This is a genomic window from Paenibacillus sp. S-38 (assembly GCF_049942825.1).
In the GTDB taxonomy this organism is placed as follows: Bacteria; Bacillota; Bacilli; order Paenibacillales; family NBRC-103111; genus Paenibacillus_G.
The window spans coordinates 870,438-892,483 of sequence record NZ_CP187970.1 but is presented as its reverse complement, the minus strand read 5'-3'; the positions used below and the strand labels follow the sequence as shown (position 1 = coordinate 892,483).

Annotated in this window: 13 protein-coding genes; 3 read left to right on the top strand and 10 right to left on the bottom strand. The window is 55.2% G+C overall.

Annotation, left to right across the window (positions count from 1 at the left end):
• Window positions 1-10: 10 nt before the first annotated feature.
• The 3 genes from ACP26L_RS04235 to ACP26L_RS04225 are packed head-to-tail and all read right to left on the bottom strand — an operon-like array spanning window position 11 to window position 4,750.
• A complete protein-coding gene (locus ACP26L_RS04235; RefSeq protein WP_426451329.1) occupies window positions 11-1,639 on the bottom strand; it encodes a response regulator transcription factor in 1,629 nt (542 codons plus the stop codon).
• A complete protein-coding gene (locus ACP26L_RS04230) occupies window positions 1,614-3,392 on the bottom strand; it encodes a histidine kinase (RefSeq protein ID WP_426451328.1) in 1,779 nt (592 codons plus the stop codon). Before ACP26L_RS04230 ends, ACP26L_RS04235 begins: the two co-directional genes overlap by 26 nt.
• A 17-nt stretch (window positions 3,393-3,409) precedes the next feature.
• Window positions 3,410-4,750 (bottom strand): ABC transporter substrate-binding protein, encoded by a 1,341-nt coding sequence (locus ACP26L_RS04225; protein WP_426451327.1) that lies wholly within the window; start codon window positions 4,748-4,750, stop codon window positions 3,410-3,412.
• Window positions 4,751-5,243: 493 nt separating this feature from the next.
• Between ACP26L_RS04225 and bglS the strand changes: the two genes are divergently transcribed.
• A complete protein-coding gene (gene bglS, locus ACP26L_RS04220) occupies window positions 5,244-5,957 on the top strand; it encodes a beta-glucanase (RefSeq protein WP_426451326.1) in 714 nt (237 codons plus the stop codon).
• Window positions 5,958-6,093: 136 nt separating this feature from the next.
• On the opposite strand, the gene ACP26L_RS04215 is transcribed toward bglS, so the two are convergent.
• A complete protein-coding gene (locus tag ACP26L_RS04215) occupies window positions 6,094-7,701 on the bottom strand; it encodes an extracellular solute-binding protein (protein WP_426451325.1) in 1,608 nt (535 codons plus the stop codon).
• A gap of 119 nt (window positions 7,702-7,820) precedes the next feature.
• On the opposite strand from ACP26L_RS04215, the gene ACP26L_RS04210 reads away from it, so the two are divergent.
• Together ACP26L_RS04210 and ACP26L_RS04205 are read left to right on the top strand one after the other, a co-directional pair.
• Window positions 7,821-9,548 (top strand): histidine kinase, encoded by a 1,728-nt coding sequence (locus ACP26L_RS04210; protein ID WP_426451324.1) that lies wholly within the window; start codon window positions 7,821-7,823, stop codon window positions 9,546-9,548.
• Window positions 9,549-9,566: 18 nt separating this feature from the next.
• Window positions 9,567-11,171 (top strand): response regulator transcription factor, encoded by a 1,605-nt coding sequence (locus ACP26L_RS04205; protein ID WP_426451323.1) that lies wholly within the window; start codon window positions 9,567-9,569, stop codon window positions 11,169-11,171.
• Window positions 11,172-11,251: 80 nt separating this feature from the next.
• Here ACP26L_RS04205 and ACP26L_RS04200 read toward each other — a convergent pair whose 3' ends face one another.
• From ACP26L_RS04200 to ACP26L_RS04175, 6 genes are all read right to left on the bottom strand, one after another.
• The gene (locus ACP26L_RS04200; RefSeq protein ID WP_426451322.1) at window positions 11,252-16,090 is read right to left on the bottom strand and encodes a carbohydrate binding domain-containing protein; all 4,839 of its coding nucleotides are present in this window, start codon (window positions 16,088-16,090) and stop codon (window positions 11,252-11,254) included.
• A 233-nt stretch (window positions 16,091-16,323) separates the two neighbouring features.
• Window positions 16,324-17,670 carry a GH1 family beta-glucosidase gene (locus ACP26L_RS04195; protein ID WP_426451321.1) on the bottom strand — a complete coding sequence of 449 codons (1,347 nt, stop codon included), beginning with the start codon at window positions 17,668-17,670 and terminating at the stop codon, window positions 16,324-16,326.
• Between the two features lie 45 nt (window positions 17,671-17,715).
• Window positions 17,716-18,573 (bottom strand): carbohydrate ABC transporter permease, encoded by an 858-nt coding sequence (locus ACP26L_RS04190; RefSeq protein ID WP_426451320.1) that lies wholly within the window; start codon window positions 18,571-18,573, stop codon window positions 17,716-17,718.
• The gene (locus ACP26L_RS04185) at window positions 18,573-19,541 is read right to left on the bottom strand and encodes a carbohydrate ABC transporter permease (protein ID WP_426451319.1); all 969 of its coding nucleotides are present in this window, start codon (window positions 19,539-19,541) and stop codon (window positions 18,573-18,575) included. Before ACP26L_RS04185 ends, ACP26L_RS04190 begins: the two co-directional genes overlap by 1 nt.
• 17 nt (window positions 19,542-19,558) lie before the next feature.
• Entirely contained in the window at window positions 19,559-20,932 is a 1,374-nt protein-coding gene (locus ACP26L_RS04180; protein ID WP_426451318.1) for a sugar ABC transporter substrate-binding protein, read from the bottom strand.
• A 20-nt stretch (window positions 20,933-20,952) separates the two neighbouring features.
• On the bottom strand, window positions 20,953-22,005 hold the full coding sequence (locus ACP26L_RS04175; protein ID WP_426451317.1) for a LacI family DNA-binding transcriptional regulator: 1,053 nt from the start codon (window positions 22,003-22,005) through the stop codon (window positions 20,953-20,955).
• Window positions 22,006-22,046 lie beyond the last annotated feature (41 nt).

The window sequence follows — 22,046 nt, the reverse complement described above, 5'->3', positions numbered from 1 at the left end:
AGACCTTCGCTCACGTATGCAGCTCCCGGTATTCCTGGGGCGTAATCCCGAACATCTTCTTGAACGCATGATTGAACGAATGGGGCCGCAGGTATCCGAGCCGCTCCGCAATCTCATAGATTTTATCCGGGGTGTTCTTCAGAAGATATTCCGCCTTCTCCATCCGGACCCGGTTCACATAGTCGCTCAGGTTCTCCCCGGTCTCCAGCTTGTAAATCTTCGAGACATAGACCGGATGCCGGTTCACATGGTCGGCGATAGCCTGCAGGGAGACGTCGCGGTCCATGTGCTCCTCAATGAACGTCTGGATCCACCGGATCAGGGACGTCCGCGAATCCCTCGCTTCCTGCTCCATGTCCCCGCGGATGCGGCCAAGGGCCCGGAGCGCCCATTCCTTCAGTGCGCCTGCGGAACGGAACGGCTCCCCCTCCGCCATCCGGTCGAAGTCGTCCCCGATCAGCACGGATAGGGCGCGGCCGTTCTTATGCGCGATATAGGCATAGGCGGAAGCGATCGTGTAGTACACCTCCAGCACGTGCTCCTGGGCGGAGGACCCTACCGAATCCATCGCGCCGAAGATCGCCTGAAGCTTCTCTTCGATCTCGTCCCAGCGTGCGGCTTCGAGCAGGTGGATCAGCGTCGGCGGCTCGTAGAGGCTCTGCAGCGAGCGGACCTCCTTCGGCGGCGGATCGTCCTCCAGCCGGGTGAACAGCTCCCGTTCGCTGCCGATCCGCCTGCGGAAGGCCGCGATCGAACGGTTATAGAGCTCGGGCACCTCGCGCGGGAAGCTCCCGCGGGAGCCCACCAGGATGGAGATCCGCCCCCTGAGGTAAGTGCCCACCGCCGACTGCAGCGAAGAGGCCGTCCGCTCGAACCAGAGGGGGTCCTCCGCCCCTTCCGCCCGCTCTCCATCTCCCGGTCTCGGAGCCATGACGAATACGAGGTAATCATGGGCATCCTTCGTATGCCAGATGGCATACCGGCCGCCAAACAGCTCCTCGGCCATATTGCCTACCGCGTACTCAATCCAATAGAGATCCTGGGGATCCCTCTCCGTAAACGGCTCTTCCAGCCGGATCATCATCAGATCGAACGCAGCGCCCTCGAATTCCGGAAGACCGAGCGTTTTCATTTTGCCCAAAAGGACGGATTCGGACCATCTTCTTCCCTGGAGCAGCTCATGGAGCAGATTCGCACGCAGCAGCGGAAGGTTCTCCTTCAGCGTGTAGTTCAAGCGCTGCAGGGAGATGACCTCCTCCCATTCGCTGCGCAGCTTCTCCAGCACCCGCTGCACGGTGGCAAGCAGGTCCTCCTCCTTCACCGGCTTCAGCAGGTAATCCTCCGTCTGGTAAAGGATGGCCTCTTTGGCATAATTAAAATCGGAGTAGCCTGACAAGAGCACGCATTTGGTTCGGGGCCACCGGCTGCGGATCTGGGCGATCAGCTCCAGCCCGGTCATGCCCGGCATTTTGATATCCGTAATGACGATCTCGATGGAGAACTGCTCGAGCAGCTCGAGCGCTTCCGGACCGGAGTACGCTTTGTATACCTGCTCCACGCCGTGGCTCGCCCAGTCGATCGTCGCTGCGAAGCGGTCGACGACATGCGCCTCGTCATCCACGATCAGCAGCTGTGCCATCCCCACCGCCTCCCTCCTGCCGCCCGCCGCGGCTTGTATTCGTCCGGCTCCAGATCAAGGCAGCCCGAAGGCCGCCGCCCGGGGCATGGGTGAAGGTGAGGCCCGAGCCCTCTCCAAAGCCGATCTGCAGCCGCCGGTGCACGTTCCAGGTGCCGCAGCCGATGCTCCTGTCGTCCGCCGCCTCTTCCTGCAGAACGGCCTGCAGCCGGGCAAGCTCCGCGTCGGTCAGTCCGCCCCCGTTGTCTTCAATGATGATGCGGTTGAACGCTCCGTCCTGTTCCCCCGTAATGCGGATGATTCCGCCGCCCGCCCTAGGCTCGATGCCGTGAACGATAGCGTTCTCCACCAGCGGCTGCAGGAGCAGGCGCGGCACCTCCTCTTTCATCATGGCCTCCGGCACGTCAACCGCATAGTCGAGCCGCTGCATCCGCAGGTGGTGGATGCCGAGATAGTGGCCCACAAGCTCCAGCTCGTCCTTCAGCGTCACCCGCTGATGCTCCACCCTCGTCGTATACCGGTAGTACTCCGCCAAGTGATGGGCCATCGCGGTCACGCTGTCCCGGTCCTCGAGCATGGACGAATTGATGATAAAGAACAGCGAGTTGTACAGAAAATGGGGATTGATCTGCGACTGCAGCTGCTTCAGCGTCGCCTCGCGGGAACGCAGCTTCTCCGTGTATACATCCTCGATCAGCCGCTGCATCTGTTCGGACATCTCGTTGAAATGCACGATGAGGTCGTCAAATTCATTCTTCGCCCGGTACTCGATGCGCGAGGAGAGGTCCCCCTGCTTCATCCGGCGCACCCCCCGGATCAGACTCCGGATCGGCAGCTGTACATTGCGGTACAGCAGAAAGGAGGCCGCTGCGGCGGCGGCCAGGAGCACGGCCGCCGAGCCGTAGAACCAGCTGCGCGCAGCGGCGATCGGCGCCAGAATCTGCTGCAGCGGCACATAGTCCACGAGATGCCAGCCGAGCTGACGGCTCTTGACGTAGCTGACGAGATACGCTTCCCCGCCGACCTCCACCGTCTGCTGACCCGAATCCGGCAGCCCCCCGTTCATCACCTCGCGGATAATCGACTCCGCGACGGCCCGGGACGGTGTACTGCTCAGGATCGGCGGATAGTCCGGGTGGTAGAGGAACGGATCGTTGCTCTGCTCCTTCTTGTAAACATCGAGCAGATCGCTGATATTCTGGACCGGGAAGCGTACCTGGAAGAGCGCATCGGCCTCTTCCGCCGTCCGGGCCGCGGCGGGCTCTCCGATCTCCCGGTAGAAGGTCGGCACCCGGCGCCCCCGGGATTCGTCCTCCCCGTAGGTCCAGCCGCTGTGCACCGTTTCGTTCCAAGGCCAGTCCTCGCTGCCGTTGATGAAGATGTTCGAGGAGTACACCCGCTTCCGGGAAGGAATCACGAACGTGACATCATTGGACCAGGCGCTCGATACGCTCTGCAGCCCCAGCTTCTCTGTTACACGCGACTGCGCCTTGAGCCGGCTGCCGTCCGTCCCTGCCTCCCCGCCTTGGATGAACTCCCGAATATGCGGATCGTTGCCCAGGACGACCGGGAACATGGACAAGTTCTCGATATGCCCGTCAAGCTGATAAGCGAAGAAGGTCAGCCGGCTCAGATTGGAGGAGCGGAGCTGTTCCTCGACTACGCCGCCGGCGACCCGGTTCGAGTAGGCGTACAGGAGCAGGACAGGCACCAGGAGGAGCACCAGGGTCAGCAGCATCCGGCCGAAAAGCGTCATTCTCCGGGAGGGCCTCTTCATGGCCTTCCCTCCGCTTCCTTATCCAGGATTGCCTGGAGGGCGGCATTCGCCCGGTCCGCCGTCTCCCGGATGTCCGTCTCTCCGCTGATCACCCGCTGGACGATCTCCCCGACCGCCTCCCGTGCGCCTGCCACATCGACAGTCGTGGGCCGGTCATGGTCGACGCCTTCTCGGCTGCTTTCCCGGACCGCCTCCACCAGCTCGGATGGGAAGCCCGCGGTTCCCTCCGGCAGGTTCCAGACGGAACGGCGTGCCCCGGGATGGCCCTTCCCCTGGGTGTGCAGGACGGTCTCCCGGGAGGTCGCCCACGCAATGAAGGCCCAGGCGGCGTCCCGGTTCGGCGACTTCGGGTTGATGGCCAGCCCCCAGGACGTGATGTTGTACGTCCGGGAACCGGCGTCTCCCGCCGGGAATGGGGCAAAGCCCACCCGGTCCGCGATCTTCGAATGCGCCGGATCGGTTACGCTGCGGTAGAGCGAGTTCGCGTCCGTGTAGAAGGCCGCATGCCCCGCGGCAAACAGGCGGCTCGCCTGCGGCCACGACATATGGATGGCCTCCGGCGGCCCGTACTCCCGCAGGAGCGTCCCGTACTCGGTGAAGGCCTTGAGTGCCTGAGGCGAGTTAATCGCCGCCCGGCCTCCTGCGGTGAAGTCCCCTCCTTCCGAATAGAGGAAGGAGGAGACCTGCGTGACCAGCGGCGACCGCTGGCCCCTGGCGACGAAGCCGTATACCCCGTGCTCCGGGTCTTGGAGCGTCCGGGCCGCCTCCGTCAGTTCCCCGATCGTCCGCGGCACAGAAAGCCCGGCCTGCTCCAGCAGGTCCTTGCGGTAGTACAGGACGCCCTGCTCCGTGATGATCGGAATGCCCGTGAGCTGCCCGTCGACGGTTGCGGAGCGGATCGCCTGGGCCGAGAAGTCCTCCAGCCCGTACCCAGCTTCCCGGGCCGCGTAGCCGTCCAGCGGCTGCAGCCAGCCATTGCGGTAGAAGGCCTTGCCCTCCTGCAGCGGACGGTACATGAACACATCCGGCTTCTCGGCGCCGGACGTGAATTGAACGGTGAGCTTCTGGGTGAGCTGATCTTCGAAGTGGGACTGGATGAGCACGCTCATCCCCGTCTCCGCCTCGAAGTCCGGCAGCAGCGTCTTGATCTCGTCAGCCCACGGATGGTTCGCCGTGATCAGGGTAATGCTCTTGCCTGCAAAGGGCCTTGCGGCCGCCTCCTCCGCTTCCTGCCGCGCCTGCTCTCCTCCGCAGCCCGCAGGAGCGAGCAGCGCGAGCAGCATCAGTCCTCCGCCGATCACCCGCAGAACCCGGCTATATAAGTTAAATCCTCTCATTTCTCTTTTCCTCCACTGCCGCTTACGGCCTTGCTCTATTAGCTTACTGTACCCCTGAACCTATCGAAATAACGAAGACTAAACATCCATAACCCGATGTTAACCCCGGCCCCGCAGAGGAGCCGGAAATCGGTTCCCTAAAGCTCCGACATGCATGCCGGCCAAGCCAAAAATGGGGCTATCCCAAAAATCACGCGAGAGTGACTGAGGGACAGCCCCGTTTTCTATATTGTAGCACGAAAAGAACCCCCCCTTGGTAAAATGGATTACGCTGGGCCAAGGAGCTCTTGCTGCACTTCATACTTATGCAAGCGAGAGAGCAGATCTTTTCGAAGCACGTACATATTTGCTGCTGTTTCATTTCATTGTGATACACGCAATTCTTCACAGGCTATCATCTTGTTATTCATCTCAAATAATTGGTATCGCTTACATTATACATCCCTGATAGCATAGAGTTGTAACACAATCCCTATATGCAGGAGGTAGATTTATGAAAAAGAAGAAATGGATGGTTGCACTGGTCGGATTGATTTTATCGCTTTGTCTGGTTACATCCGCTTCAGCAGCATGGGAGTTCTGGGAGCCGCTCACTTATCACAATTCCAGCACTTGGCAGAAGGCAGACAACTATTCCAACGGTTCCATGTTTAATTGTACTTGGAGAGCGAATAACGCCAATTTCACCAGCGGCGGACAATTGGAACTAAAGATCACAAGTCCATCCTACAACAAGTTTGATTGTGGCGAGTACCGTTCCACGAACAAATACGGCTTCGGCAAATACGAGGTCAACATGAAGCCTGCCAAGAATGTGGGTATTGTCTCCTCTTTCTTCACCTATACCGGCCCGAGCGATGGAACCCCGTGGGATGAGATCGACATCGAATTCCTTGGCAAGGACACCACGAAAGTACAGTTTAATTACTATACCAATGGTGTCGGCGGTCATGAGAAGGTCGTTGACCTCGGCTTCGATGCTTCTCAGGGATTTCATACGTATGCGTTTGATTGGCAGGCAGGCTCTATTAAGTGGTACGTAGATGGCGTATTAAAGCATACCGCCACCTCCAACATTCCGCAAACGCCTGGAAAGATCATGATGAATGTTTGGAATGGAACGGGCGTGGATTCCTGGCTCGGGAGTTATGACGGAAAAACTCCTCTCTATGCATACTACGATTGGGTAAAGTATACGAGCAATTAAAGCCCAAAACAAACACTATATGGAATTAGTTTCCATTTCTTGTTCCTGACTGTCACCGTATAGTTGATGCCTGCGCCAGGCATACCACAGAAGGGGTGACCGATGATCTCATTCATCGGCACCCCTTCTCTTGCATTTACTTCACCTCGTCATACCACTGGTTCACTTCCTCTGTGATCTGTTCACCCCCGAGCCCTCTCCATGATCTCGTAAATTCACGGAAGGCCGCAGCCGGGAGCCGTGAATAAATGATTTGAATAAAGGTTTCCTTCTCCAACTTCTTGAGCAGTTCCCCTTTCAGTCCCATCGTTTCCGTCGGGGCCCCCCGAAACATGTCTTGCTTCGAGGCATCAGCCTGGCTCAGCAGCACTTTATGAACAGGAACATCTTCAGGTACAACATTCCTGTTCCATGCTTCCGGAATTCTCGCTCCGTCAAATGTCAATGTATACGCCGCCACCCGTACATACCCGCCGGGGATATCGCTGGGTTTCGACGACTCCTGCCCCTCTGGTGTCCTCACCCAATCATAGCCTTCGGCCAATCCGTATTTGAATTCACCGGATTGCTGTGCGTAGTGATCGAACAAATAATTCTGATACGTAAAGAACAGCTCCGGATGCTTCATATCCTTGTTGATCAGCACTGCTCCGTTGTTAAGCAGGCTGCCCCTGCGTGCAACCTTACCGTCCGGGCCGGAGGGTATCTTATATGCGGCGATCACCGCGTCCTTGTTCCTGCTCAACATATCACCGAGCGGCCAATATTTCATCCAGATCGGTCCGGCAACGATCCCCGCCTCCCCCGAGGCGAATTGCTGGGCGGCACGCAGCTCATCAAACCATTCGGCTTCTCTGGAGATATACCCTTCTTTCATCCACCTCTGCAATAGGGCCAAAGCGGTCTCGGCTCCCGGATCTACCGAGCCGTATTCGAGCCTGCCTCCATCTCCGGCATTCCACTGTCCTGGAACGCTGCCGAACCCTCCGAAGATCCAGTCGGCATCGGCCATCCAACTGTTCATGCCGTTCTTAAAACCGACCGCCAGTCCATACGTATCCTTCAGGTGATTGCCATCCGGATCCCCAGTTGAGAACGCCTTCATCACCTCAGTCAGCTCATCCATGGTTTCCGGCGCCTTAAGGTTCAACCGCTTCAGCCAGTCCTCACGGATCCACAGCACAGGATCGGAGGAATACTCATAATCCAAAATGGGTATCGCATACTTCTTGCCGTTTCTCATATAGGGATGCCATACGGATGGATCGGTATCCATCGCCTCCTTCCAAGACCTCGAAGCATATCGCTCGAAGAGCTCCCCCACCTCCATAAACTGACCGGAGTCGATCAATTCGTGCACAACCTCACCTCTAACGGGAAGCACATCGGGTAATGGCCGTCCGGCAGCAAGCTCCAATCTTAGTTTGGTATCGAAAGAATGATTCTGATTCGGAATGGTCCACAAGTAACGGATATCGATACCAAGCCGCTCCTTCGCCCAGCGGGTGTGTACATTGTTCTCGAGCGTCTCGCCATTCTTGAACGTCATCTCCGGATTCACTGCTGCAGCGACGGTCATCACTGCCGGAGGATCATACTTGTCTTTCTGCGGGTTGAATTGGACGATCTGACCTCCAGCCGTATCCGCTGTGCCCTGGATCAACTCCGACTCCTTCCCCCCATCCTGCCTGCAGCCGGAGAGAAAGAAGAGTGCCGTCATACCAAGCAGTATAAAGCGGTTCATTAAGTATCCTCTGCCTTCAAATAAGATAGGAATCCATCACTGAATTTCCTGTATTTTTTACTCTAGTTTTTAAATCTATAGTAAAATAAGTGTATTGGATCAAAAAGAAGGTGTCCAGATTGAAAATCCAGCCGAATCTATCTGCCAAAATGATATTCGCCGTATTTATGATATTCCTCGTTATCTTCTTGCTGTATCGGCATACATACTCCATCAATGTTAGCGTAGTCCGCGAGGAAATTCAGCGAAGCAACGTAAACCAGCTGGATTTCTTCCTGAGTCAGATGGAGAACCAAATCGATCAGCTGGCTATCAGCGCCTACACCCTTGAGCGAGATCCGTCGATTCAGGACTATCGCAACATCAATCATTTGGATCATTTACTCGACGCCAATAAATTGAGAATCACGATTCTAGAGAAATTAACCCTGCAGAGCGCCAGCAGCTCGTGGCCCAATCAAATGCTGCTGCATTTCCCGTTAACGAGTGAAACCATCTCCACCGCGCCTTCACTTGACAGCGATTACAGGCAGGTCATGGGACAGAATCCCGGATCATGGACTTATTCCAAACATGGGCAGTCGGAGCAGGGCGAATTTGTTTTTCTGATTGCGGCCCCCCAGCGTGGCAAGGCTCCCGTCCAACATCCGAATCTCGTGATAGAGACTCGTTTTCAAGATGAGAACATTCGCAAGATGCTCGATCTGTTCAAACGTTCGGGAGGAGACCCGTTCTTGTTTCACCAGCAGAACGGGACGATCGTCAATCAAACCTCTCAAGCGGAATTCACCACTGAAGTCGCATCCAAGCTAAAGGAGCAATCGCTCTCCTCCAATGGTTCGCAGCTGATCCTGATTCATGGTCAGCAGTACTTCGTCAACTATGTCCATTCGAAATCACTCGGGTGGTATTTAGTCGACTATGTTCCGCTCGAACGGGTGCTCGTCCCGATCAAGGAAGGCCGCAATTTCTTTATCGTGTCCACGGTGATGCTCCTGATCTTGGGGATCGTGCTGTCTGCTTTGCTGTACCGGAATATACAAAGACCCATATCCCTGTTCATCAGGGTAATGAACAAGTTCAAGCAAGGGGACCTGACGGCTCGCGTAAGGCCTATCCGGACCTATGAATTCCGGATGCTGTATATGGGCTTCAACGAGATGGCCGATCGGATCCAGGAGCTCATCGAGCGTGTATACTTGGAGCAAATCCGTTCCCAGGATGCCGTGATGAAGCAGCTTCAATCCCAAATTAATCCCCATTTCCTTTACAACTGCCTGTTTTTCATTAAAAGCAAAGCCTCCGTCGGCGATACCGAATCGATTAAGTCGATGGCCCTCAGCTTGGGCGAATACTATCGTTACTTGACCCGTGTGGATACGTCCCAGACTACGCTGGGTCAGGAGTTGAAGCTGGTCATCCATTATCTGAACATACAAAACCTGCGAAAGCAGCGAATCGATCATGTGATAGACATACCAGAGCCTCTACTGGAATTCCATATCCCGAAGCTGCTGATTCAGCCGCTTGTCGAAAACAGCATCATCCATGGCATCGAACCCAAGGTTGGCAGCGGGTTGATCCGTATCTGCGCGGAGCAGTCCGGAAGATGGCTAACCATCGTAATAGAGGATGACGGAGTGGGCATGGAGCCGGAGCAGCTGCAGCAGCTTCGCAACAGTCTGCTGGCCCCTACACCGAAATCATCGGGCTACGGATTATGGAATGTCCACCAGCGAACCCTGCTGCACTTTGGCCAAGACTCCGGACTGCAGGTGAGCGAGTCGGCCGCAGGCGGTATCCGATATACACTGAACATTAAACTTAGGATTTACACTCAACAATAAAACTTAGGAGGAACTTAAGTGCTTACCCTATTACTGGTGGATGATGAATCCTACGTTGTAGAAGATTTGGCTGCAACGATACCGTGGAGCGAGCTGCAGATTGAAGAAGTATTCACTGCCTCCTCAGGTGCGGAAGCATTGCAAATCATGGAGCACACCGCCATCGATATCGTGGTCACCGATATTTCCATGCCGGGTATGTCCGGCATAGAGCTGGCTGAGACGATTCGCCGTCAATATAAGCGAACCAAATGCATTCTGCTTTCCGGCTATGCAGAGTTCGACTATGCACGCAAAGCGTTATCCCACGAGGTAAGCGAATATTTGCTGAAGCCCATCAGCGATGCCGATTTTATGGCCTCCATCCGGAATGTGGCAGATCAAATGCGGGATGAGTGGAAAGCCTTAGCTTCTTACGATCAGGCGATCCGCACTTTCGAGGAACATTTGCCCCTCTTGAAGGATAAGCTGCTTAATGAACTCCTTCAAGGCAGGAGCGCAAATTCACCGTCTCTAGCGGAACAGCTTGATAAATACCGGATTCCCTTCTTCCAAGGGGACCGGATTAGCGTCATGCTGATTCGGTTGGAGGAATTTTTTCTCAAACATGATACGGACAGCTTGCTGCTGTTTGAGTATGCCATTGACAACATTGCACGGGAAACGTTCTCGGGGCAGTTTCAATTATGGTCCTGTAAGGACATCCATGAGATGCTTGTTTATGTCGTTACCCCCAAGAATTCTCCCTTCGATTCACCCGATACTTCGGACCATGCCTTGGAGTCCTTGGCCAGCCAGCTTCAGCGAAATGTAAACATTTATCTCGGCGGAGGCATCTCGGTCGTGACGGGCAAGTGGGGGACATTCCCTGAGGGCATTCAAGCGATTTACCAGGACTCCTTATCGGCTCTACGCAAAAGAATCGGCAATGACACAGGATACTTTCTCTCCCTCTCGGGCGATCCGGAGCCGCTTTCGGTCCAAACGATTCGATCGCTTTACGAGCCGCCTACCTTGATCCATCTATACGAATCGGGACGCTGGGATGCTTTCGAAGAGAAGCTGTACTCGATTTTCGGCGAAATCCGCAGCGAGTGGAATGATTCGCAGGAGCATCTCATGGAAACCTACACCGTACTGTCGTCCGCCTTTTACTATATTGCCCATAAAAATGGCCGGCTGCTGACCGATATGGCAGGAGCTCCGCTTCCTCCGGAGCATCTCCGATCTATCCAACTGGTCGAAGAGTGGACTTTCCGCATGGTGAGCGGCATCCGAAAGGAACTGGAGTACGAGGTCAAGCATTCCAAAAGCGCCCTCGTACAAACCATTCATCAGTTTGTGGAAGCCCATCTGTCTACCGTAACATTGCAGACGATTGCCGCCCAAGTCTCCCTCCACCCCGCTTATTTGTCCAAGGTGTATAAAACGGAAACCGGACAAAGCATCAGTGAGCTGATCTACAATGCCAAGATGGACAAAGCCGCTTATCTCCTCAAGAGCTGCAGTGATAAAATTTATGAAATCTCATCGGAGCTCGGGTATTCCAATGCACATTACTTTATCAAGGTGTTCAAGGAACGATACGGAGTCACCCCCCAGGAATACCGGGATCAATTCTAATAGTCGATCATATGCTAAAAGCCCCCCGAAACCCGGAGGGCTTTTAGCATATTCTAATGTTTTCAATTACATGTCGGTTCTTATGGCTTTGAAGGCCCGTTATTCACCAAGCGGATATCATCAATATATACAGACAGCCCGCCTGATCCGCCTCCGTCGATGTTCCCCAGCTCAAGACTAACACGGCCGCTGGCATTCGTGGGCTGCCGTACATCGAAGTTCACGGTGTGCGTCTGCTCCTCAGCTGTCAGCTCGATAACCTCGGAGTGGTAACCCGTCCATACGTAGTCGGGGGCTCCGCTCAGCCGGCCGGTGCTCACATTCATTTTCCTCGGCGTCTTGGTTGTTCGGGCTTTGAAGGTCAGCGTATAGTTGTATCCTTCCTGAAAAGCAACGCCCTCCAGGAAGACCTGCCGATCCCACGGATTGCTGCCCGGCGTGCCGATATCGATCTTCAGCTGCTCCTCCGCAGCAGATACCGTAAGCTGATCTGCTTCCGGGGAGTAAGAAACCCAGCCGGATGTCCCTTGAGAGAAATCCGAATTCGGCAGCAGATTGACACCTTGAGGCTGGATAGTGGCCCGTTCCTTCAGCACCACATTGTCGATATAGACGGCATGCGGGACGGAGATTGCGCCCGTCTGTCCAAGCGCAAACTGAAAGAGGGCACTCGGGTCAGAGTCATGCTGCATTATAAAAGCATCTTCCACATGCTGCTGCGTGCCGTCCAGATGAATCATCTTCTCATAATAAGGCGTCCATACATTATCCTGGGTTCCATCATGCTGGGCCACCACCCGTATGTTCCGCTCTATCGTGGAATACACATCAAAGCTTACGGTATAGAACCGATCCTTAACGAGCGATCTGCCTGGCTGCTTCACCTGAATGTTCCACTCTTCCGTACCCGGATCGGCGATATTGACCTGAAGCTTCCCATCCTTAGCTTCAGCGTAGGATGGGCTTACACCCGGCAGCCAATCCGCTTCGAAGTAATCCCAGCCCTGCAGGCCGTCATCGAAGCCGCCATTGTCGATCAGGGAAGGGCTCAGCTCCACCCAATCGGTGTTGAATTTATCACCTGAGATCTCCAGGTAATACACGCCCGGAGTCAAGTGAACCTGCCCCAGGTCCATCGTGCGGTAATTATCCCACCCGCCTGTGCGGCCGATCCCATAGTCCTGTGTGCCCAACACGTTCCGGTTGGCATCGCGCCAGGTCAGTCTGGCGAAGGATTCGCTCATATCACTGGCCAACCTGGATTGGACAAGATAATTGCCTGCCTGCGAGACATTCAGTTTGAATTCAAAATAATCCCCCGCATCCAGATAGCCGACAGTCCCGTCTGCGCCCACCTGAATCCCCTGCATTCCCCAGTACTGGTCAGCATCCATATGCGTCCATCCGTTCACTTCCGTTGGAACTCCCCGTTTCACAAGCCGGACGTTATCCAGATAGACGCTGCCACGGGCGTCGCCGAGCAGAAATTCGAGCTTCGCTTCGACGGAACGGTCCGAATCGGCTGTGGCAAAGTCGAACTGATAGTTCTTCATCTCGGGAGTCAGCTCCAGCTGCCTTCCGCTCAGGAATTCGATATCTTGCGGGTCGCCCGCCTTCACATCCCATTCCAGGGGACGCGGAGAATCCGCCCTTGCACTGAACATGACGCTGTACGCGGACGCTTTGTCCAGAGACAGCTTGTCCTGACTCACCGCTACGGAAGATGCGCCAGTCCCTTCTTTCCTGACGTCCACCTGAAGCTCTCTAACCAGGCGGGAGCCGAGCCGCCCGTTCGTAACCCTCAAGTCTGCTTCTGCGCCATCCGCGGTAATGAAGTCCCAGAATATCTTCCGGTCGTCGCCCTGATCGAAGGTGCCGTTATAGATATAATTGCCGTCCGGCAGCACTTCCTTCACCGGATTCGGACCCGGCGCTTGAGTTTGGATGAGCTTCACATTGCTGATCCAAACCGGCCGTGTTCCGGCCTTCCCGAGGTTGAATTCCAGACGCGCGCTGCCGTCCGTCTCTGCTTTCATCTCGAAATCATACGAATACCGTTGAAGCCCGGAGCTCAGCACGACGCTCTGATCGTCCAAATATCTTGTGTAGCTCCGCCGGGGTCCCGAAATGCCTGTGACCATCGTGCGTTCCCCGTCCGATCTGGCATCGAAAGTCAGCCGGTAAGCCGCTCCCTTCTCCAAAGGGATCTGCGGCTGCACGAATTGAACCGCATAGGTTTGGCTGCCTTCCTGATCGATCGTGATTTTGGCTGCGCCCTGATCCACCGCTACGCTTCCCATGCCGCCGAACAGGTCCGCCGGCGGGGCAAACGGCTGGAACTGCCATGCATCCAATCCGTTCTCAAAACTGCCGTTACTTACGTAGTTTCCATCCGCAGCAGGCTCCCGCAGCACCACCTCATGCTTCGGACGGGTTCCCGCACTGCGATACATCCCGTCGAGCTCATACACCCTTACGTAATCGACGAGCATCCGCTGCGGGAACGTTGTGGTCGCATCCGGATTCCCGGGCCAGCTCCCACCGACGGCCAGATTCAACTGCATATAGAAGTCACGGTCGAAGGGTGCAGGATACGTGTACGCTGCCGCCTCATTCTCATTGCGGGTAAACCAGTCGTTCATCCGGCTGTATAGGATGCCGTCCACATAATGCCGGATCTCACCCGGTTCCCATTCGATGGCGAATACATGATAGTCGTCATCGAAGCCTGCACCTCCGGGCAGGATGTACGAAGCCTGGGATTCCTCTTTGGGCTTGCCGTAGTGAAGCGTGCCGAAAATTTGATTGGGCCGATGCCCGAGCAGCTCCATGATATCGATCTCGCCTGACGATGGCCAAGGGCCATAGAGGGCCTCATCCGCCGGCATCATCCAGATCGCAGGCCAGATGCCCTGTCCAGCCGGCAGCTTCGCACGGATCTCATACCGGCCATACGTCCATTCGCCTTTTCCTTGGGATGTGAGCTTGGAAGAGGTGTACGCGCTTCCTCCGAAGGATTCCTGGCGGGCTTCGATCACCAGGCTGCCGTCCTCCACGCGCGCGTTCTCGGGACGGTTCGTATAGTTCTGCAGCTCCTGATTCCCGTACCCGCCGCCCCCCTCGATGAAGTTCCACTTGGCCGGATCTACCCCCGGCTGGTCGAATTCATCCGACCACTTGAGCTTCCATGCTTCTGCTGCGATCTGATCAGCACCCAGTTGGATGAGCCGGTATCTTATCACCTTCTGGTTCGAATCCAACTCATACAGCCCGATATATTTATTGGTTACCGCGTCGACACCGCTAATGTCCGTGCCCGGCACATAGGGGTTCTGCACCGTCCGGTCCGCAGGTGCCTTGTCACCCGCTGCCGGCTGGGCTAACACTTCATGGCTTACCTTGACGGCAAGGTGACGGCCCTCACCCGCAATCGCTTCGATCCGGGTGGTTCCGTGAAGAGTACCGGCCTGTACCGCGTAGGCAAGTCCCTGATTACCGCCATCATCGCCATCGCCGGGATCGCTGCCTCCGCCACCGCCATCATCGCCATCGCCGGGGTCGCTGCCCCCACTGCTGCCATCATCGCCGTCACCGGAGCCGCTCCCTCCGCTGCTGCTGCCGGGGGTACTGCCTCCGCCCGCATTGCCACTGCCAGGGCTGCTGGTCCCGCCTGGTGGCTTCACATCCTTCAATGATGCGCCTTTGGCGATCATTTTCCCGTTTAATGATACGCCATCAGCGTCGACCGACAAGCTTCGGAGCGCTCCTTCAGAATCCACTTTCGTTCCTTTGGCGCCCTCAAGGATATGCAGCTCGCCGATGGTTGATCCGGCCGCCACCACGACATGGCTGTCAGCCGACGCGACTTCCACACGCCCGAAGGTGCCGGTCAGCGTAACGGTGTCATTCGGCCCTTCGGTATGAATGAGCACATCCTTCATACCTGAAGAAGCGGCTTCCACAAGCGCTTCCGACCGCACCTCCAGCCTTTCTACGGTCGTAGTACCCGCCGCAGCTACACGGACATCCTGTTCCTGCTTCTTGATCACTACGGTCCCGAACGTGGAGTCGGTCAGCTGCACGTGGCCCCCTCCACCGATATTTGTAACCCCTTTCACCTGCATGCGCTCCAAGGCCACCTCTCCGCCGCCAATGCCATCGGTCAAATATAGACGTCCGGCAATCGCTGCGTCCGAGAGCTTGATGCCTGGGGCATTCACGATGGCGTTCGGCATGGTTTCCGCTTTGCCGTACGTGCCCTGCTTATGGAATACCTCCCCGGTTAGACGCTTAAGAAGACTTACGGTTTCGGCACGCGTAATGGGCTCTTGGGGCCGAAAGGTTCCGTCCGGATAGCCTGTGATTGAACCTTCTGCCAGCATGGCTTCCGCCGCATTCCGAGCAAATCCGCTGATCCGGTCCCCATCCGGATAGGGGAGCATCGTTCCCTCTCCGTCATGCCTCACTTCCAGCCCGAACACCCTGGCGGCAAGAACGGCGGCCTCCTCTCGGGTAATCGGCGCATTCGGCCGGAAGGTGTTGTCCGGGTACCCGGATGCGTATCCTTTCTGCAGCGCTGCGGTGACCGTATCCTTATACCAAGCATCCGCTTCGATATCATCGAAAGCTGCCTGGCTGCCGGATGGACTTATACGGAATCCGAACAGCTTTTGGAGCACAGTCACAAATTCCGCCCTCGTCATAGGCGCGTCGGGCCGAAAGGTTCCATCCGGATACCCTTCGAGCACCTTAGCATCCACCCACTTGACCACTTCGGCCGCCGACCAATGCTCCCTCACGTCCGCCAATTCCGTCCCATGACTGCCTGGAACAGATGGGCCCGCAAGTATGCCGCCTGCCGCTTGTCCCCATAGGGTCAATACCGACAGTCCAATAACCAGTGCTTTTCTCATTTTCATCGTCTCCAACTCCTTATGTATGAACGTCCAGCTCCAGATGAATATGCGCATAAGCGGCCGAGGCAAGCACCGGATACCTCCTGTATCTTGCGGAGGACCATAAGCCCGTCCTCCGCTTCGGACAGTTGAATCCTTAGAGCGATTACCGGCCATGGATGCCGGTGCTTCCTGACGACCGTTCTATATGCATCGCACTTCTATAGCTGAATCAGACGTTAAAGCACCAGTGATGCTCATCTTGCCGGCAGGGCATTGGAATGGATCAGCTCCTTAAACCATAACGCGCTTTGCTTGGGCGTCCGGATCTGGGTCTCGTAAGCCACATGAACAATGCCGAACCGCTTGGAGTATCCATAAGCCCACTCGTAATTATCCATGAACGACCAGCAGTAATATCCTTTCAGCGGTCCGCCCTCCTGAATAAACCGGTGTGCAGCCTCCACATGCCCGCGGTAATACTCGACCCGCTCCCCGTCGTTCACCGAGCCGTCGCAGAGCTCATCGGCATAAGCGGCCCCGTTCTCCGTGATATAAATCGGCAGGTCGGAGTATTCGCCGGATACCTTCCGCAGCAGATGATACAGCCCGTCGGGGTATACCTCCCAATCCATATCTGTGTGCGGGTTCTCTCCTTTGACGTGAGCCAAACCGAAAGCTGTATCCTCCGGGTTGGCCCGAATCAATTGGCGGGTATAGTAATTGATTCCCACAAAGTCGTTGGGTGTGGAGATCGTCGTGAAATCACCCGGCTTTATGAATTCAAAGGTAACGCCAAGGTCAGCAAAACGGGACATCATGTCCTCAGGATAACCACCGCGGAATACAGGGTCCAGGAACCACCGATTCGTAAACCCGTCTGCGGTTCGGGCTGCCCTTTGATCCTCTTCCGATGGAGAAGCCGCATCGACGTGGCTCAGATTGAGTGTGATGCCGATCTGCCCTTGAAGGCCCGCTGCACGGTAAGCTTGTACCGCTCTGCCATGGGACAGCAGAAGATGATGGGCAGCCGTTAACGCTTCATTCCAATCCTCGTGCCCAGGGGCATGCACGCCCATGCCGTAGCCCAAGAATGCCGCGCACCAAGGCTCGTTATGGGTGATCCACATCGGTACGGCGTCCCCGAGCCTTCGGTATAAGGTGTCGGCATATTCTTCAAAATGCGCTACCGTGTCCCGGCTGAGCCATCCTCCCTGTTCATAGAGCCACATCGGCAGATCCCAATGATACATCGTCACCGACGGCTTGATGTTATTCTTGTGCAGCTGCTCCAGCAGACGCAGATAGAAGTCGATGCCCTTCTCATTCAGCTTCCCCTTCTCCGGGACTATACGGGGCCAGGCAACGGAGAACCGGTACGACTGGAAACCAAGCTCACCCATCAAGGCAATATCCTCGGGATAACGGTGATAATGGTCGCACGCCACACTTCCGTTATGCCCCCCGTGTACCTTTCCCGGAATTGCAGCAAACATGTCCCATATGCAGGGTGTTCGCCCATCCTCGCTGCCGGCGCCTTCGATTTGATACGCCGCCGTCGCTGTCCCCCACGTAAAGTCAGAAGGAAATAGCCTTTTGTTCATCTCTTTCAACCTCACTTTTTGGATTGTATAAGGCTCAGGGGTTCACTAACCCTTGACCGCACCAGCCGTCATACCCCGGATGAAATATTTCTGTGTCAAAAAGAACGTGATGATGACCGGAATTGTCACTACGGTAGCCGCCGACATCAGCAGATCATATCGATTCTGATATTGTCCGACGAACAGCCGGATGCCCACGGGAATCGTTTGTACGTCCGGACTTGTCGTAAGCACCCAAGCAAACAGCAGCTCATCCCAAGCGGTAAGGAAGATATAGATGCAGGTGGCAATCATACCGGGAACCGACAAGGGCAGAATCACCTTCACGAAGGCCTGGAACCGGGTGCAGCCGTCAATCAGTGCCGATTCTTCCAGATCGTTCGGGATCGCTACAAAGAAGCTTCGCATAATCCAAATACTCATCGGTGTATAGAAAGCAGTGTAGACAAGAATCATACCCCAATACGTATTGATCATAGGAATACCGAGTACTTCTTTCAATCCCAGGAACATGAGGTAGATCGGGAGCAGGAACATAATGCCTGGAATCATCTGTGTCGAGATAATGCCCATTTCAAGTGTTTTGGATCCGAAAAACCGGTATTTGGCAAGCGCATAGCCTGCCATCACGGCGAAGGAGCTGGCGAGCAGCATCGTGACCGTACAAATAATGAGGCTGTTTTTAAAAAAGTTGAAGAAATCGATGTTAATCCACATATCCCGATAATTCTCCCACTTGGGGTCCACGAGCCTAAAGCTTGTAATTCCCCGGAGAATGTCCTCATTCGAGTGCAGGGAAGCAAAGACCATATAGAATATAGGAAAAATGGTGAACAGCACGATCATCCAGGTGAATGTGGTCAAAGAACCGTTCAGAATAAAACGGGATTGCCGCTTGCTCATTACGTATTCAACTCCGATCTGAAGACTCGATACCAGATGCCGACGATGACAAACATGATCAGCATCAGCATGAACGAGGCGGCGGAACCGCTTCCGAAGGCCCAGTACCCGAAAGTCTGACGGGTCATTGCCGTCATCACCAGATCGCCCCACTCTCCGGGGTAACCTGAACCGTTGCCGAACATCATGGCAACAATGTTATAGGAATACACATTGTAAATGATTTGGAACAAGAGCTGAACGGCGATGATCGGTTTCAGTAAGGGCAGGGTAATGCTCATAAACTGCCTGAACTTGTTCGCTCCGTCGATCTCTGCCGCTTCATAGAGCTCATCGGATATCGTCTGGAGACCGGCCAGGAAGACGATCATCAGAAACGGCCAGCTGCGCCATACGGTCGGAATGATAATGGCCCATAACGTGTTGGACCCGATCAACCAGAATGGCTTGTCATCCAGCAGATGCAGCACATCCACCAGAACATAATTGATAATCCCTTCTTTCTGCCACATAAATCCCCATAGAATTCCAACCACATAGGAGGGGACCACCCAAGGCAGCAGCAGAGCGGTCCGCGCAATCGCTCTTCCCGGGAACGCCCGGTTCATCAGCATCGCTGTCCCAAGTCCGCAAGCCATCACGGCGATCGTGACAACGACCGTGTAAATTGCCGTATTCCGGAGAGCATACTGCAAGCCCTGTCGAACCGGATTGTTCGTATTAAAAAGCAGCTCCGTATAGTTATGCAGGCCGACGAACGGCGCTCTCAAATATTGGTTAAGCGTAAACTGGTTGAGCTTGAGCAGAGACATCCAGATCCCCTGCAGCATAGGCCATAAATGTACAGCCAGCATAAAGAGAATCGTCGGCAGGACCAAGGCGTAGGCGAATCGATTTTTTCTGAAATCCTGGAGAATGATCGCAAATTTCTTGTTATCATCTCCTGAAGAACCGGTTGCAGGCTGCATAACATATCTCCTTCTGATTACTGGTTGAGAATTCCGTTCACTTCGCGGACGGCATCGTCAAGTTGCTGTTTCACCGCTTCCTTGCTGTACGTGCCTTTCACACCGGCGACGATATCCCAAATGTTGCCGAAATACTTGACAAGGGCTGTTTCCATGGGTCCCCACTGTGGAATCGACGGGTAGGATTTGCCGTATTTGGCCGCTTCGGCGAAAGAGGCAAATCCCGGATCCTTGGTAAGCTCCTCCGATTGAATGACTTTGGTCTTGGCAGGCAAGAACCCGGTCAGCTTGGCGTAAGACAATTGAGCCTCGTCCGTAGAGAGGAATCGGATGACATCCCAGGCGGCATCCTTGTTCTTGGAGCCTTTAAATACCGTCAAATTGCTTCCTCCAATGAAGGTTGCTCTCTCCTTCGGACCGGCAGGCAGCGGAGCTACGCCATAGTTTTGGGCTGCCAGCTTCTCGGCCATCCCGCCGGCATCCGTCGGCGTGGTAAAGTTCTTCACCATCCAAGGGCCTGCAAAAAGAACCGCTGATCTCCCGTCGGCAAAGTCCGATTCCACTTGGGCCGAGTTCTTCTCAAGGGATGTCTTATCCACTAACCCATCCTGCACAAGGCCCGTATAATACAGGATGCCTTCCAAGGCCTTCTCGTCATTGAAAGCGGCTGCCTTGTTGTCCATAGTCAGCACGCTGCCACCAGCGCCCCAAATCCAGGGGAACAGGTTATGCGGCACGTTCCAGTCATTCTTGCCCGGGATGGCCAGGGCGCTCATCTTCTGATCGCCGATCTGAACTCCGTTCACTTTCTTTAGCGCTTCCCTGAACGAATCCCACGTTTCGAATGCCGTGGCCGGGTCGACTCCCGCCTTCTTAAAAGCGTCCGTGCGGTAGAAAATCGCTCGCGCATCCACAAACCAGGGAACACCATAGATTTTGTCGCTGCCTTCAATCTTGGTTGTCTTCCAGCTTGCCGGGAGATAGGCCTCTTCGCCGCCGATCTCCTTCACCCTGCCGGTAATGTCTTCTATTCCATTCATCGAAGCGATCGCCGGAACCCAGGATGTGCCGAGCTGAAGCAGGTCGGGACCCTCCCCGCTGGTTGCGGCCGTCGTTATTTTGGTCCATGCCGAGCCCCAATCCAGCACCGTTACTTTCAAGGTCACATGTTTATTCTGATCGAGGTATGGCTTCAATGTTGCCAAAAAGTCCTGATCCGGCTTTGGACTGTTCGGCATGATCCAGGCATTCAGCGTAACCGGCTTGTCTTTGCCGCCCGGCTCTGCAGCTGCCGGTCCGGTGTCTGAAGCAGGCGTGCTCGAGGAACAACCCGCGAACACCATGGATGCTGTTACCATTGCTGCCAATACGGAAGTCGGTGCTTTTTTCAAGAAAAACTCCCCCTGTATGTTCAATAATTTGGTGATATTTCCGTAACCGGTTTCGAAGAAGGAATGAGACAGGCGACGCTTTCCCGTATAACCAGTTCCGTCGGGACAGTCAGGATCGGCGGGTGCGACTGCGGGCAATGGATCATGTCAAATAGGGCCTGCGCCGCCCTCCTCCCGATTTCTTCCCGATTCTGGCGGATCGTGGTTAATCCCGGTCTCAGGTACTTCAGTATGGCAATGTCGTCAAATCCGATAATCGAGATATCCTGTCCAACGACAAGCGCCGCCATAGAGAGCGCCTCCATGGCACCGAGAGCCATGGTATCCGATGCGCAGAAGAGAGCGGTTGGCCGCTTCTTCAGGCTGAGCAGGCGCTGTGCCGCCTCGTAACCGCCCTGCTCGCTGAAATCGGAATGAAGGGTCCATTCGGACGGATAAGGCAGCCCATGTTTGTTCATTGCCTGCTGATAACCGATCAAACGATCGAGCCCCGGCTTGCTGTTATAGATGTCGGCAAAGAAGGCGATGTCCCGGTGGCCATTCTCCACGAAATGATCAATGGCAAGAATAGCGCCGCCCACATTGTCGGAAGCCAGATATCCAGTGCGCGGACCATATAAATCCATGTCGATCGAAATACATGGAATTTGGCTTTTGATGATGGTCGAGACGTTGGGATCTGTCTTCGATATACCAAAGAGCAGGAGGCCGTCGACATCTCTGCGCCTGGCTCTGGCCTCATAGTTATCCGTGCTTTCGGCACTGTAATTCGCAAACAGAAGCAAGTCATATCCCTTCTCGCCGGCCACCACCTCGAAGCTGCTCAGCACATCCTGCAGAAACGGATGCTTTAATCCCGTCAGAAGATGATCTTGGAAAAATACCCCAATCAACTGAGAGCTTTTGGTCGCCAGCCCCCTGGCTGTCGCATTCGGCCGAAAATCAAGCTCAGCCATGATGCTTTTCACATTTTGCCTTGTTTTCTCACTAACATCCCTGTGCTCGTTGATCACCCGGGACACCGTTGCGGAAGATACACCCGCTCTCTTGGCAATATCGTAAATCGTCGTCACCCTTGATCCTCCTAAGACACTGTAACCGGTTACGATGTTGT